The sequence below is a fragment of the Arthrobacter sp. CAN_A1 genome (genome assembly GCF_015751665.1).
GTDB lineage: Bacteria > Actinomycetota > Actinomycetes > Actinomycetales > Micrococcaceae > Arthrobacter_D.
Genome location: NZ_JADOUR010000002.1, coordinates 125904 through 139884 on the forward strand (window position 1 = coordinate 125904; position 13981 = coordinate 139884).

Sequence of the window (13981 nt, forward strand, 5' to 3'; positions counted from 1 at the left end):
CGCGCGCGGCCTGTCGCATCCGGGAGGAGGGGGTAGCCCGCGACGGAAGTTACCGTCCGGCTGGTCCGCACCTCCACGATGGTGCCGCCCGGACCTTCCCGGTCGCAGGACTGCAAGGCTGCGCCGTGGGCGGCGGCCGTTTCCGCTGCCACCGTACAGGGATCCCCGCTGGTCAGACCCCGTGACGCGTCAGCGGCGGCGAGCGCCGCGAGATCCGCTGCGGTAGCTGCCCGCGCGGCTGCGGTCGCTGTCTGCGCCAGCACTACCACTGCCGCGATCAGCGTGATCATGACCAGAGCCAATCCGCACGCCAACACCGTGCCTGACCCTGCCTCGACCCTGGGGCGACCGTTCCTCACTGGGTTTTTCATGTGCCGATTGTCACCAGCCAGTGCCGAGGAGCTCAGTGTGCGCCGACGCGGAGGCCGACAGATCCCACCCCACCAGATCCAGCAACGGGACGGCGAGGCGGGAGCTAACGGTCACGGTGGACCACCCGCCGTCGCTGGTCAGCTCCACCCTTGCCTGTCCGCCTGCGAGCCGATACACCGTCGCCTGCACCCGGCCTGCTGGTTCGCCCCTCGCCACTTCCCTGGCCCCGGCTCTGGCTGCCTCCTCCAACCTCAGCTGCGTCACACCCGCCGTTGCAGCACCCAGAAGGAGTGCCAGGAGCAGGACCAGCGACGGCAACGCCACCGCCACCTCCGCCGTCACCGCACCACGCTGCCGGATGGTCCGGTGCAATGTGTTCCCCTGTACGAGGGAGCGCCGGGCAGAGGAACACCGGGCGGTGGGGTGCAGATCGGTGGGGTGCAGATCGGTGGGGTGCAGATTCTGTGGCGTCAGCACGTTACCCGAAGCTCAAGGCTGAGCTGATCAGGGACATCAGCATGCCCCTGACCTCGCCGCTGGACAACACCGCCACCAGAAGCGCGGCAAACCCGACCGCGGCGAGCGTAGCGATGGCATACTCGGCGGTGGCCATCCCTGTCTGGGAGCCGGTCAGGCGGCGCAGCCGGATAGCGAGCCGGTGTGCCGTGCGGTAACTCCGTACCTTTGTTGCTGACATTTCTTCCTCCAGGTCATTCCTCACGGCGAGGCTGGCCAGTGCGCTGGCCTCTATCCGTGGGAGCACATTTGTGCCCTGCCATGACTCTGCCCGGTCGCGCCTCGGTGCGGGGCTGGAAAGCGGACTATGTGGATAAGTCTCAGCACCAGCTCACCTGCCGTCACCCCCAGCGCGGGACCAGGGCGAAGACCACAGGGAGGACACCCAGGCAGATGAATGCCGGAAGGTAGCAAAGACCCAACGGCACCACCAACCGGACGCCCAGCGTTGCCGCGCGTCGCTGAGCGTCGCTGTTCCTCCTGCGACGGAGTTGTCCGGCATAGGCATGCACCATCCCCGCCGACGATGCGCCGGTGAGTGCAGCAAACCGAAGGGCCGCATCGAGCTCCCGAAGAGTTGCACCCGTCGTGGCATCGGATTGGGCGATTGCGGAGGTCCACGCCGTTTCCCAGTCGGCGCCGAGAGCAAGGGCTCCCTGCACCCGCTGCACGCTGAGCGACAAGGGTGGCGGACAGGTATCCCCCAGCGCGGCCAGCGCGCCGCCGAGGGGTGCCCCGGCTGAGAGCATGGCCCCCAGCAAATCGATCATGAGCGCCGGGTCAACCCGGTCCGGCTCCCGCCTGGCTCTGTCCCTGGGGACCGTGAGACTGCCTCGACGGGGTGGAAGCGTCGCACCGGGGGCAGCCCCGTGGCCAACCGTGGATCCCCTGCCGCCGGGTTGCGACGGCCGGGACCAGACCAACAACAGGGCTGCTCCACCCAGCAGGAGGAAGACCAACAGGCCGGTCACTTCAACCGCCCTTCGCTGCCGCAGCGACCAGCTGGCCGGACCAGAGCCGGCCCAGCAACATCAGGGACACTCCCACACCGAACAACGCGAGGCCGGGCCCTGACCCGAACAGGACGGCCAGCGGCTGCGCACCGGTCAGGTAGCCCAGACCCAGCCCACAGAGTGGGAGCCAGCCCAGGAGCCGGGCGGTGGCGGCCGGTCCGGCCAACGCCGTCGCCCGGGCGGCGGCAGCGTCAAGTGACTGATCGAGCTGGGCGGCGTACTTTCCCAGCACCTCGGCCAGCGGAGCGCCGCTGCGTTCAGAAATGTCCAGGCACATGGCCAGGTCAAGCCATAGGCTCGCATCACTGTCAGGCGGAATTCTGGCGCGGCCCACTCGCCAGCGCCGCCGAGAGGGCTGGCCCGCGGCCGCCCGGCGAAGCACGTCGGGGACGCCCTCGCCGATCGCTGCAGCCTGCTGCGCTGCCCAGAGCACCGGCGATGCCTGCGCCCCGAACCCGGGACCAGCCCCTGGTGGCCGCTCATGATCGGCCACCGAATACACCACGGCGATGTCCTGCCATAGCTGGTGCGGAGATCTTCCCGCGTTCAGCAGCGCCGTCAGCTGATGGACGAAGAGTGGCAGTTCCAGCGGGTCTACCGGAGCCGGCCGCGCCGCCGCCAGACCTGCCACCCAGTGCGGGACTCCGGTCGCCCTGCTGCCACGTCCCGCGCTCCGACGGCCGGGAGCGTCAAGAAGCAGGAAGGCCACCAGCAACAGGACGCCCACGGCAAACCCCGTCACGGCGGTCCCCGATCAAGCAGCGCCTGCAGGCGGGGCCATGCTGAGGCAGGCTCACACCCGGTGCCGTGCCGGACAAGGGCTGGACGCACGATCAGCTGCCGGGCGTCGTCGACATCAACCAGGCCGATCACCGCCACCCGCCGCCCGGTGTGGCCGCGCACCAGGTGCACCACGACGTCGAGTGCGCTGGCCGCCTGCGCCGTGACGGCCTCACGGCTCAGCCCGGCCAATGAGCCCAGGGCCATCAGCCGGGCGGGGACCGACTCGGCTGAATTGGCGTGGATGGTGCCGCCGGCACCCGAATGGCCCGTATTCATTGCGGTCAGGAGGTCCCTCACCTCTGCGCCCCGGCACTCGCCGACGATCAGACGGTCCGGGCGCATCCGCAAGGCTTGACGCACCAGTTCGGCCAGATCGACGGCTCCCGCCCCCTCAGAGTTGCCGTGGCGACTTTGCAGCGGAACCGTGTGCGGGTGGCGGGGGTTCAGCTCGGCAGAGTCCTCGACGGTCACCAGCCGCTCGGTAGGTGCACTCAGCGCCAACAGGGTCGACAGCAGCGTGGTCTTTCCAGTGCCGGTTGCCCCGCTGACCAGGAAATTGAGCCGCCGTTCAACTACTTCGCGGAGGGCATCGGCCATGAACGGGTCAAGGGTTCCGGACTGGGTCAGCTCCTCGATGCTGAACTCCCGCTGACGCTGGACGCGGATGGATAGCAGCGTGCCGCGGGTGGACACAGGGGCAAGGACCGCGTGGACCCTGAAGGCCGCGAGGCGGACGTCGACGCAGGGGTTGCCGTCGTCGAGTCGCCGGCCACCAGCGGAGATGAGACGCGCTGCCAGCGCACGCACGTCGGCATCGGTCCTGAAACGGTCGGGGGTCCGCCGCAGCCCGTCGGCACCGTCCACCCACACCTCATCCGGACCGTTAACCAGAATGTCGGTTACCGCGGGATCGGCTGCAAGGTGTTGCAGTGGTCCGAGGCCCTGTAGCTCGGCCTGGACCCGGTCCACCGTTCTCAGCGTCCCGGCGGAGCCCAGCAGTCTGCCGGTGGACTGGACCGCCGCGGCGAGGCGGGCCCCGGTGAGCGGGAGCTGTTCCGCCAGGACTGCCTGACGGACTTCGCTGACCATCGTGGCCGCGGCGTCGTCGTGCTTAGCGGCAGGACGGCTGGCACGCGGCGAATCGCTCATGATGCTGCCCTCACGATCCCTGCCGGGCCGTTGGCCAAGATGCGAGCGGTGAGTCGCCGAACGGCGCGGTGCGCGCCGATGGTCAGGAGCCGCCCCTGCCGTTCAGCGTCCGGCACTCCGCGCAGGTGGGGAAGATAGCCCATCAGGGGTTGTTCCACCAACTCAGCGACCCGGTACGGATCAAGCCCCGGTTCCAACGGCCCGCGCGCTATCACTGAGGTGGGGAAGGACTGCAGATGCTCGACCGCGGAGCGGGCAGCGGTGATCGGCCTCGTCCTCCCCTGCACCAGAAGCATCACCTGATCGCAGAAGGTCAGCAGCGGATCGCCCCACGGCCAGCCGGCGGGCAGGTCAACAACAGTCACGTCAAAGGCGCTGCGGGCGGCAGCGAACACCGAGTGAACCGCCGAGGAGGTCACAATGCTGGCTTCTTTGGCGGCTGACCCACTCATCGACAACACGGCGAATCCCCTCACCACCGGGAGCGCGCCGGACAGCTGGTCCGGGTTGAGCGTTCCGCTGATCTCTCCAAGGTCCTCCCAGCGGACACCTGAGGACAGCTCGGGCAGTGCGAGGTGCAGTCCTCCCCCGCCGCAGTCGCCGTCGATCAGCAGCGTGGACCGGCCTGAGCGGGCTGAGGCGAGCGCGAGCCAGCAACTCAACGAGCTCGTCCCCACCCCACCCGAGCAGCCCACCAGGCCGAGGATGTGACCGCGTGACCCTGTGGTCCGGAGGCGCGCGAACCGTTCCGCCAGCCAATCCCCGGCAGCGGGCAAAAGTGCGACCCGGGTAGCGTGGAGCCGGGCCGCGACCTCCCACACGGTCCCCTCCTCCCCCGGCAGGCCCACCAGAATGAGCTCGCCGTCACTGTCCACACGGCTCTCCGCAATGTCGCTGCCCACCAACACCACTTCCGGGCGGGACCGGCGGGCCTCTGCGAGGGTTGACGTGATAGTGAGCTCAAGACCAGCCGCTGCCGCCACGCGGGCCGTCTCATCCCGGATCAGTTGCGAGCCGGTGGCCAGCGCTGCGCCCGTCCGCCCATGCGCTGGGAGCCAGGGTTGTCCATCTGCCATGGTTCCAGCCTGCCCCTAGACGCGCGGGTCGGCAGGCCGGAGTTGGCCTATGTGGACAAGGCGACCGCCAACGGGTACTGGGGAGAACAAGTGTGCTGCCGGGGAGCCTACCGGTCCTTGGTGCTACCCGGAAAAGGACTCCCACGAATGCAGGAGACAATGGAGCCATGTATGTTGTCGTGTCCGCGCCGCCTGCCCGCGGCGCGTCAGCAGACGCCGCAGCGGAGCGGAAACAGGACGCCGCCGCGGTGCTGCAGCCGCTGGACAGTTCAGGCGCTCCATCCGGGGCCGCGGTCGTCGTCGGGCGTGAGGAGTTTCCCGCGGCCGTGCGCCACTTCGAGGCTCAGAAGGTGCGCTGGGTATGGGATTCCACCCGAGCCTGGTATCCGGCGCTGTTGAAACAGTCGGTCAGCGTTGAACGGTGCCATGACCTGAGCCTCAGCCGTGACATCCTCCGCCTCTCCAGCTTCAGCGCCGATCAGCCATACATCGCCGCGCTCCGGGATCGCGGCGATGTTCCGGACCAGCTGCCTGCCCGGCAGTTGCCGCCCCTGTCCATCCCCGCCGGCCAGTTCAGTCTCTTCGAAACGCCCAGCGCCCCCAGCGGTCCCGGGCCGGCAGAGGTCCTCGCCGAGTTCCGCCAGCAGCAGGAGGCCGTTGCCGGCGGGCCCCGGCCCCAGCGGCTGGCGCTGCTGCTGGCTGCGGAATCGGCTGGCGCCCTGTTGGCAGCCGAGATGGAAGCGGCAGGGATTCCCTGGCGCCGCGACCTGCACGAAGCGCTCCTCGAATCCGAGCTGGGTCCCCGCCCCCGAGACGGAATCCGGCCCGCCGAGCTTGAACGGATCGCCGGGGAACTCCGCGTCCACCTGAATAACCCGGGGTTTAACCCAGACTCACCGCAGGAACTGCTGCGCGCCCTGCACCGGGCTGGCATCGAAGTGACCAGCACCCGCTCCTGGGAGTTGGAGCAGCACAAGCACCCCGGGATTGAACCGCTGCTGCGCTACAAGAAGCTGTCGCGACTGCTCACTGCCAACGGGTGGACCTGGCTCGACGCGTGGGTCCAGGAGGGCCGCTTCCGGCCCGAGTATGTGGTGGGCGGCGTGGTGTCAGGGCGGTGGGCGTCACGGGGCGGGGGCGCATTGCAAATCCCCAAACAAATCCGCGACGCGGTCCGCCCCGACCCCGGTTACCGGTTTGTGGTCGCCGACGCGGCACAGCTGGAACCGCGGGTGCTGGCCGCACTTGGCCGTGATTCGGCGCTGGCGACGGCGGCGCGCGGGAAGGACCTGTACCAGGGAATCGCCGAGCAAGGCTTTGGTGACCGTGCCAAGGCGAAACTCGCGATGCTGGGCGCCATGTATGGCGCAACGACCGGCGAATCGGGGCGGTTGATGCCGCAACTGGCCCGCACCTACCCACAGGCGATCCAGGTGGTAGAAGACGCAGCACGCACCGGCGAGGCGGGTGGCGTGGTGAGTAGCTATCTCGGTCGCGGGTGCCCGCCCGCGACTGATGCCTGGGCCGCTGCCCAGCAGACCTCGACCGCCGAGGAGCAGCGTCGGGCTGACAATCTGGCCCGTTCCCGCGGCCGGTTCACCAGGAACTTTGTGGTCCAGGCGACCGCCGCTGAATGGGCCCTGTGTTGGCTGGCCGAGCTGCGCCGCCAACTGCGGGTCTCGGCGACTCCTGCCCCAGTCGACCAGCTCGTGTTCTTCCTGCACGACGAGGTGATGCTGCATGTCCCGGACGGGCAGGTCGACGAGGTGTGCCGCCTGGTGACCGAGGCTGCCCAGTCGGCGACCCGGCTGATGTTCGGCGACATTCCGATCGAGTTTGCCGTCAACGTCATGGTGGTGGATTCGTACGCGGACGCCAAGTGACTGGTGCTTCGTTCCCCCTGCGCCGTCCCTACAAGGGCGGTGGTATCTGACGTGAGTCATCCCACGGGATGGTCCACCCCAGGTCGTTGAAGAGCGCGTCCAGCAGCATGGCGGTGAAACCCCACACGGTCACGCCCTTGACCAGAAAGGCGGGAGTGGTCCAAGTGACCCCGTTCCGGTGGCTGACCACTGACCGGCGGACGGCAGGATCGAGCAGGTCGGCAACCGGGACCCGGAACACATGCTCCGATTCCGCCTGGTCAACGGCGGTGACCGGCGACTGCCGGGCCCACCAGGCGAGCACCGGGGTGACCAGGAAGTTACTGATGGGCAGCCCGGAGTGGGGCAGCTGACCGAGCACCTCAATCCCGGTGGTGTCGACGCCGGTTTCCTCCCTCGCCTCGCGGAGCGCCGCAGCGACCGGGCCGTCGTCGTCGTCGTCGATCCGCCCGCCGGGAAACGCTACCTGCCCCGGATGATCATTCAACGCCCCCGAACGCAGCACCAGCAGAAGGTCGAGGTCATCCGACACGGCCTCCGCATGAAACCGCGCCGGCCGGTTGTCGAGGGTGCCGAAAAGAATGAGGACGGCGGCCGGGCGAGCCCTCGCGGGGTCAATACCGCGCAGCGTTCCCGGTTTCCCCAGCGAGCCCGTCGCCAGGTTGAGCAGTTCCTGACGGGCGCTCATGCGCCGAGGCTGTATCCGGCGGCCTGCAGTTCGGCTCGGGTCGCGCCGTTCTTCATCAGGTGCAGCAGTTCTTCCCTGCCGGGTGCCAGCTCGTACTTCAGGAGCTTGGCAGCCTTGACCGGGTCCACTTCACCCTCGCCATAGGCCGGGCAGAAGGCCGCGAGGGGGCACGCGCCGCAGGCGGGTTTGCGGGCGTGGCACACCCGGCGGCCGTGAAACACCACGTGGTGAGACAGCATGGTCCAGTCCTTCGGGTCGAAGAGGCGGGCGACGTCGGCTTCCACTTTCACCGCGTCGTCGGACTCGGTCCACCTGAAGCGCCGGGCCAGCCGGCCGAAATGCGTGTCGACGGTAATGCCCGGGATGCCGAACGCATTGCCGAGCACCACGTTGGCGGTCTTGCGCCCCACTCCGGGCAGGGTGACGAGATCCTCGAGACGTGCGGGAACCACGCCGTCAAATTCGTCGACCAGACGGGTGGACAGCGCCAACAGGCTCCGCGACTTGGCACGGAAGAACCCGGTGGGCCGGATCAGGTCCTGCAGGGCCATTTCGTCGGCTTCGGCCAGGCTACGGGCGTCTGGATACCGGGCAAACAGGGCCGGGGTGGTGAGGTTGACCCGCACATCGGTGGTCTGGGCCGACAGGACCGTCGCCACCAGCAGTTCGAAGGGATTCCTGAAGTCGAGCTCCGCCACCGCGTAGGGATACTCTTCGGCCAGCCTGCGGTGGATCCGGCGTGCCCGCCGTTTCGCGGCGAGCGGGCTGGGATCCGGCGCCCCAGCCCCGGCGGTCCTGACCACTTCCGGTGCCTAACCGTCGCTCGGCGCGCGCTCGATGTTGGTGAGATCCCGCATCACTCCGATGCGGCCGGTGCGCTTGTCCTGCACCAGGAATTCCTCGCCGCGGTCCTCGATGCCCACTTCCCAGTCACCAGGCCGCAGGACGAAGAGCTCAACGCCCGATGCTTCGTCAACTACCGGGCGGGGCGTCCCGACAGCGAACCAGAACGCCTCCACCACCGGGGCGTCGTTGTCGGATTCCTTCGTCGCGGAGATGGAGTCCTGAGACCGGTCACCCGTCCGCTCAACCACCGGCTGGGCGGTGGTCGCCGCTGCAGTGGTTGCTGCGGCCGCCATGGCTGTCGTCGCGGTATCCCGGATGGCCTCGTGACCGCCCGTGTCCTCAGAGGCCTGATCGGCCGTCGGCCCGCCCTGCGTTGAATCCTTGGAAGAAGCGGTGTGGGCGGCTCCCTCGCTGGCCGCCGCAGCGACGGGCCGGTCGTTGTAGGCGGGCCGGTCGTTGTCAGCGGGCCGCTCGTTATCAGCGGGCCGCTCGTTATCAGTGGACTGCGCCGAGTCCGGGGACGCACTCGTGGGAGCGAAATCTTCGTCGGCGAAGCGCGGGTAGTCGGCCGAATCGGAGCCCGACTGTTCCTTGTCCTGCACCCCGGGGACCGCGCTGACCTCGCTGGTCAGATGTGCATCAGGCGTGCCCTTGGACGAGCTGGATTTTTGCTCGGAACCGAAGCCAAACCGGCCACGCCCCGAGGCGCCCTGCCCGGTCGTTGGCTTCGCGTCTCCGGCGGAAGTTCCCGCTGCGCCGGCCGCGGCCGCTCCTACGCTGGCTCCGGCGGCGCCAGCGCCGGTCGTGGTCGAGCTTTCCTGTGCGCTGAACTGGGTGACCTGCTCGGCGGGGACGGGCTGGTGCGCTTTGGATTCCTTCGGTGTCTTGGGCGCGACGGGGAGGACACCGCGTGCGACAACGTGCGCGCCCGACGTCGGCCGCCCGGCGAAGTCAGCGGAGAACCGTGGCAGGTGGGGCCCGCCCACCGTCGCGGCCAGCATGCCGATCGCGCCGAGCAGGCAGATGAACGGACCGTAGTGGAACGCGGTCACGGTCTGCAGGAAGAAGAAGGCGGTAGCCAGGACGGCCACCACCGACGCGAACTGGTCGACTGACAGCGAACCGACGCGCGCGTCAGTACCGAGCCGCCGGGCGGCGAGCAAGCCCACGGCGGCGACCGGGAGGATGATGCCGACGCCGAGGAAGAACAGCGACGATGCGTTCCACAGGTTGGCGAAAAAACCGCCGGCCTCAAAGAACGGCAGCAGCGAGCCGATGAAGATGATGAGCACTGAACCGCCGATCACCACCTCACGCAGGCTGAAGGGACCCACGACTGCCTCGTTGGTCGCGGGGGTCTTCGGCTCCACGCGGGTGGAGGATGCGGTCCTGTCATTGCTGCTGGTGCCGGTAAACCGGTCCGTCTGCGGATCTGTCATGTCGGGATTCCATTCGTCGCAGCGGCCTGGCGGGCCGCAATCGCCAGCGTTCGTTTCCTGTCAACAGCCTAGTCAACCCTCTCCTCCTCCACTACCCATGCGCCCCGCCGCCCGTCTCACGCGCCGCCACTCACCGCAGAAACCTGACCATTCACATGGAAGGGTGTGAGCGCGCACACACAAAATCGGCACCCACGGTTAGTCTGGTCAGCAGTATCGCGGTGCCGCGTGCCGGTTTCGAACCGGGCGCTTACCGCCTCTGAAAACCGGCACGAAGAAGGGTTGAACATGTCTGAGAGCACCCAGACCACGCAGGGCGACGCATTCGAGAATCTGCTCCACGAGGAGCGCCGCTTTCCCCCGACACCAGAGTTCGCCGCGAATGCAGTGGCTCAGCCGTCCCTCTACACAGAGGGCGAAGCCGGCCCGGAGTTCTGGGCCACCCAGGCGAGGGCGCTGCTGACCTGGGATGAAGACTTCACCCAGGCACTCGATTTCTCCGATGCGCCGTTTGCCAAGTGGTTCGTCGGCGGGCGGGTCAACGCTGCCTACAACGCCCTGGACCGTCATGTCGAGGCGGGGCTTGGCGACCGGGTGGCCATCCACTTCGAGGGCGAGCCCGGCGATACCCGCTCCTACACCTACGCGGAGCTGACCGAAGAGGTCAAGAAGGCATCTAACGCGTTCCTGTCGCTCGGCGTCGAGAAGGGCGACCGTGTTGCGGTGTACCTGCCGATGATCCCCGAGGCCGTCATCACGATGCTCGCCTGCGCGCGGATCGGAGCCGTGCATTCGGTGGTGTTCGGTGGCTTCTCCGCCGAAGCATTGCGGAGCAGGATCGACGACGCCGAAGCCAAACTTGTGGTCACCTCCGACGGCACCTACCGCCGGGGCAAGCCGAGCTCGCTGAAGCCGGCCGTCGACGGCGCCCTGGAACGCGGGGGGCATACCGTCACCAACGTGGTGGTCGTCAAGCGAAATGGCGAGCCGGTCGAGTGGACCGAGGGACGCGACGTCTGGTGGCACGACGTCGTCGCCACCGCATCCGCCGAGCACACCGCCGTCGGCCACGACTCGGAGCACCCTCTCTTCATCCTGTACACCTCCGGCACCACGGGGAAGCCCAAGGGCATCCTCCACACGACCGGCGGGTACCTGACCCAGACGGCGTTCACCCACAAGAACACGTTCGACCTGCGGCCCGAAACCGATGTGTTCTGGTGCACGGCCGACGTCGGCTGGGTCACCGGGCACAGCTATGTCACCTACGCTCCTCTGGTCAACGGTGCCACCCAGCTGATGTACGAGGGGACTCCCGACACCCCGCACCAGGGCCGCTGGTGGGAGCTGGTGGAAAAGTACAAGGTCTCCATCCTCTACACGGCGCCGACCGCCATCAGGACCTTCATGAAGTGGGGCCGCGACATCCCCAAGAAGTACGACCTCACCTCGATCCGTGTGCTCGGCTCCGTCGGCGAACCCATCAACCCCGAGGCGTGGATGTGGTACCGGGAAATGATCGGCGGCGGCAGCGCCCCCGTGGTGGACACGTGGTGGCAGACCGAGACCGGCGCGCACATGATCGCACCGATGCCCGGTGTCACGCACGCCAAGCCGGGCTCCGCCCAGGTGGCGGTCCCGGGTATCTCGATCGACGTGGTGGACGAGATGGGCCAGTCGGTACCCAACGGATCGGGCGGCTACCTGGTGGTCCGCGAACCGTGGCCATCCATGCTCCGCGGTATCTGGGGCGACCCGCAGCGGTTCAAGGACACCTACTGGTCCCGGTTCGACAACATGTATTTCGCCGGCGATGGCGCGAAGAAGGACCAAGACGGTGACATCTGGCTGCTGGGCCGGGTCGACGACGTCATGAACATTTCCGGTCACCGGCTGTCGACGACGGAGATCGAGTCGGCACTGGTGAGCCACCCGTCGGTGGCTGAGGCCGCCGTCGTCGGTGCATCGGATGAGACGACGGGCGAGGCAGTGGTCGCGTTTGTGATCCTGCGCGGATCGGCCGTCGAGGACGACGACATCGTGACAACGCTCCGCAATCACGTAGGTAAGGAGATCGGACCGATCGCCAAGCCACGCAACATCCTGGTGGTGCCGGAGCTCCCAAAGACCCGGTCCGGCAAGATCATGCGCCGGCTCCTGAAGGATGTCGCCGAGGGGCGTGAGGTTGGCGATGCTACAACGCTGTCCGATCCGACGATCATGGCGCAGATCGCCGCGTCGCTGAGGAAGTAAAACTGAGGAAGTAGCCCCCAGGTCCACCACCATCCGGGCCGTTACCGGATGGTGGTGGACTGCCGGTCGATGTGACGTGCGTCCCGCCGGGGTGTGATCTTGGCCGGGATTGGTGGCGCGGCCGTCCGGGGCCGAGGACAATTTCGAGACGTGTCTACTACCACCGCATCCGTGACCACCGGCCCGCCCGCTGCAGCCAACCGCAAGATGGCCCGCAAGTCCGCGGCCGCCTCGTTTGTCGGCACCACCCTGGAGTCCTACGACTTCTACGTCTTCGGTACCGCGGCGGCGCTGGTGTTCAACCAGGTGTTTTTCGCCGCCCAGGATCCCCTCGCCGGTACGCTCTCCGCGTTTCTGATCTTCGCGATGGGCTTCGTCGCCCGCCCGCTGGGTGCCATCCTGTTTGGCCACCTCGGCGACCGGATCGGCCGCAAGAAAACCCTCATCTGGACCATAGTGCTGATGGGGCTGGCCACCGGGGCCGTTGGCCTGCTCCCTGACTACAGCGTGATCGGCGTGTGGGCGCCCATCCTCCTGACCGTGCTGCGCCTTCTCCAGGGTCTTTCCCTCGGCGGCGAGTGGGGCGGCTCCATCCTGATCGCCACCGAGCACGCCGAACCGCGCAAGCGGGCACTTTACGCCTCGATCCCCCAACTCGGGTCCCCCGTGGGCACCATGCTCATCTCCCTCGTGTTCCTGATCCTGGCCGTCGTAGCTCCAGAGGTGATGACGACGTGGGGCTGGCGTATCCCGTTCCTGCTCGCGTTCCCATTCCTCGGCATCGCCCTGTACCTGCGGCTCGCGATCGATGAGACGCCGGTGTTCAAAGAGACCGTGCAGAACCAGTCGCGGCCCAGCATCCCGTTCCTCGACGTCATCCGGCGGCAGCCCGCCGCCATTGCCGTTGCTGCCGCTGCGGCTGTGCTCGGGATCGGATCCTACTTCCTCATGGTGTCCTACACCCAGGCATACGGGACCCAGCGGCTGGGGCTCAGCCAGGAGACCGTCCTTAACGCGGCCCTGATCGGCTCGTTGCTGCAACTGCTGACCATCCCTGCGTTCGGCTACCTGGCCATGAAGATCGGCTCTGCGAAGGTGGTGGCGGGTGGAGCCATCGGCACGGCGCTGATCGCGTTCCCGCTGTACTGGGTGATCAGCATCGCCGACGCTCCCACCTATGTGGCAGCCATCCTGCTGGGCGGCATCCTGCCGACGGCCAGCTGGGCGGCGCTCGGCGGGCTGATGGCCGATCTCTTTGAGCCCCGGACCGGGTTCACCGCCCTATCCTTCGCCTACAGCCTGGCAGCGATCGTCGCCGGGTTTGCCCCGTCCATCACCCAGGTCCTCGGAACCGCAACCGATGGTGCGTGGTGGCACCCCGGGATTGTGCTGGCCATCATGAGCCTTGTGACCCTCGGCGGCGCGCTGGCGGCGGTCCGTCTGCGCCACAGAGCGGACTAGACTCCCGGCTCGTGGGGCATAGTTAAGCCATGCCGAAGACCACCACGCTCCTGATCATCAACGGACCGAACCTGAACCTCCTGGGCACCCGCGAACCGGCGACCTATGGGACCGCCACGCTGACCGACGTCGAGGCGGTTGCCGCTGATGCCGCCGGAAGCCATGGGTGGACCGTCAACTGCTTCCAGTCGAACCATGAGGGTGAGCTGGTCGACGCCATCCAGGCCGCGACGGGCACCGCCGACGGCATCGTCATCAATGCCGGGGCCTACACCCATACGTCCATCGCCCTTCGGGATGCGCTCACCGCCGTCGGGCTCCCCGTGGTGGAGGTGCACATCAGCAACGTGCACCGGCGCGAGGAGTTTCGGCAGCACTCCTACCTGTCGGCGGTCGCCGATGCGGTGATCGTGGGCGCCGGGATCAGCGGTTACCGGTTCGCCGTCGACTTCCTGATCGAGAAACTCTCCTCCGGATCCGCCGGTTACGCCGCGCCATGAGG

General features: G+C 67.9%; 13 protein-coding genes and 1 pseudogene. 4 read left to right on the forward strand and 10 right to left on the reverse strand.

Going from position 1 to position 13981, the window contains the following annotated elements:
- Positions 1 to 2: 2 nt before the first annotated feature.
- From IWX62_RS03395 to ssd, 7 genes and pseudogenes are all read right to left on the reverse strand, one after another.
- Positions 3 to 371 (reverse strand): annotated as a pseudogene (locus tag IWX62_RS03395) (Rv3654c family TadE-like protein); the annotation flags it as partial.
- Between the two features lie 10 nt (positions 372 to 381).
- Positions 382 to 849: a TadE family type IV pilus minor pilin gene (locus tag IWX62_RS03400; protein ID WP_333483188.1), complete on the reverse strand. Its 468-nt coding sequence runs from the start codon at positions 847 to 849 to the stop codon at positions 382 to 384.
- 1 nt (position 850) lies between these two features.
- Complete coding sequence (locus IWX62_RS03405; protein ID WP_333483189.1) at positions 851 to 1135, reverse strand: DUF4244 domain-containing protein; 285 nt, start codon at positions 1133 to 1135, stop codon at positions 851 to 853.
- A gap of 94 nt (positions 1136 to 1229) precedes the next feature.
- Positions 1230 to 1859: a type II secretion system F family protein gene (locus IWX62_RS03410; protein ID WP_333483190.1), complete on the reverse strand. Its 630-nt coding sequence runs from the start codon at positions 1857 to 1859 to the stop codon at positions 1230 to 1232.
- Between the two features lies 1 nt (position 1860).
- On the reverse strand, positions 1861 to 2643 hold the full coding sequence (locus IWX62_RS03415) for a type II secretion system F family protein (RefSeq protein ID WP_196839974.1): 783 nt from the start codon (positions 2641 to 2643) through the stop codon (positions 1861 to 1863).
- Positions 2640 to 3833 carry a TadA family conjugal transfer-associated ATPase gene (locus tag IWX62_RS03420; protein WP_333483191.1) on the reverse strand — a complete coding sequence of 398 codons (1194 nt, stop codon included), beginning with the start codon at positions 3831 to 3833 and terminating at the stop codon, positions 2640 to 2642. The genes IWX62_RS03415 and IWX62_RS03420 overlap by 4 nt, the downstream gene beginning before the upstream one ends.
- Positions 3830 to 4909: a septum site-determining protein Ssd gene (gene ssd / locus IWX62_RS03425; RefSeq protein ID WP_196839975.1), complete on the reverse strand. Its 1080-nt coding sequence runs from the start codon at positions 4907 to 4909 to the stop codon at positions 3830 to 3832. Before ssd ends, IWX62_RS03420 begins: the two co-directional genes overlap by 4 nt.
- A gap of 167 nt (positions 4910 to 5076) precedes the next feature.
- Here ssd and IWX62_RS03430 point away from each other — a divergent pair, with 167 nt between their 5' ends.
- Positions 5077 to 6792, forward strand: a complete 1716-nt coding sequence (locus IWX62_RS03430; protein ID WP_196839976.1) for a bifunctional 3'-5' exonuclease/DNA polymerase — start codon at positions 5077 to 5079, stop codon at positions 6790 to 6792.
- A gap of 28 nt (positions 6793 to 6820) precedes the next feature.
- Here the strand turns inward: IWX62_RS03430 and IWX62_RS03435 are convergent, their stop codons facing one another.
- From IWX62_RS03435 to IWX62_RS03445, 3 genes are read right to left on the reverse strand one after another with little or no spacing between them, the layout of a single operon-like run.
- The gene (locus tag IWX62_RS03435) at positions 6821 to 7480 is read right to left on the reverse strand and encodes an NUDIX hydrolase (protein ID WP_196839977.1); all 660 of its coding nucleotides are present in this window, start codon (positions 7478 to 7480) and stop codon (positions 6821 to 6823) included.
- A complete protein-coding gene (nth, locus tag IWX62_RS03440) occupies positions 7477 to 8283 on the reverse strand; it encodes an endonuclease III (protein WP_196839978.1) in 807 nt (268 codons plus the stop codon). The genes IWX62_RS03435 and nth overlap by 4 nt, the downstream gene beginning before the upstream one ends.
- Positions 8284 to 8292: 9 nt before the next feature.
- Positions 8293 to 9765 (reverse strand): hypothetical protein, encoded by a 1473-nt coding sequence (locus tag IWX62_RS03445; RefSeq protein ID WP_196839979.1) that lies wholly within the window; start codon positions 9763 to 9765, stop codon positions 8293 to 8295.
- Positions 9766 to 10053: 288 nt separating this feature from the next.
- Between IWX62_RS03445 and acs the strand changes: the two genes are divergently transcribed.
- From acs to aroQ, 3 genes are all read left to right on the forward strand, one after another.
- The gene (acs, locus tag IWX62_RS03450; RefSeq protein WP_196839980.1) at positions 10054 to 12018 is read left to right on the forward strand and encodes an acetate--CoA ligase; all 1965 of its coding nucleotides are present in this window, start codon (positions 10054 to 10056) and stop codon (positions 12016 to 12018) included.
- A gap of 150 nt (positions 12019 to 12168) precedes the next feature.
- Positions 12169 to 13479 (forward strand): MFS transporter, encoded by a 1311-nt coding sequence (locus IWX62_RS03455; RefSeq protein ID WP_196839981.1) that lies wholly within the window; start codon positions 12169 to 12171, stop codon positions 13477 to 13479.
- Between the two features lie 29 nt (positions 13480 to 13508).
- Positions 13509 to 13979 (forward strand): type II 3-dehydroquinate dehydratase, encoded by a 471-nt coding sequence (aroQ, locus tag IWX62_RS03460; protein ID WP_196839982.1) that lies wholly within the window; start codon positions 13509 to 13511, stop codon positions 13977 to 13979.
- The last annotated feature ends 2 nt before the right edge of the window (positions 13980 to 13981 follow it).

Coding starts and splice junctions, on each gene's coding strand:
- IWX62_RS03445 (WP_196839979.1), bottom strand. CDS start 9,765: ATGACAGATCCGCAGACGGACCGGTTTACCGGCACCAGCAGCAATGAC.
- aroQ (WP_196839982.1), top strand. CDS start 13,509: ATGCCGAAGACCACCACGCTCCTGATCATCAACGGACCGAACCTGAAC.
- ssd (WP_196839975.1), bottom strand. CDS start 4,909: ATGGCAGATGGACAACCCTGGCTCCCAGCGCATGGGCGGACGGGCGCA.
- acs (WP_196839980.1), top strand. CDS start 10,054: ATGTCTGAGAGCACCCAGACCACGCAGGGCGACGCATTCGAGAATCTG.
- IWX62_RS03435 (WP_196839977.1), bottom strand. CDS start 7,480: ATGAGCGCCCGTCAGGAACTGCTCAACCTGGCGACGGGCTCGCTGGGG.
- IWX62_RS03420 (WP_333483191.1), bottom strand. CDS start 3,833: ATGAGCGATTCGCCGCGTGCCAGCCGTCCTGCCGCTAAGCACGACGAC.
- IWX62_RS03430 (WP_196839976.1), top strand. CDS start 5,077: ATGTATGTTGTCGTGTCCGCGCCGCCTGCCCGCGGCGCGTCAGCAGAC.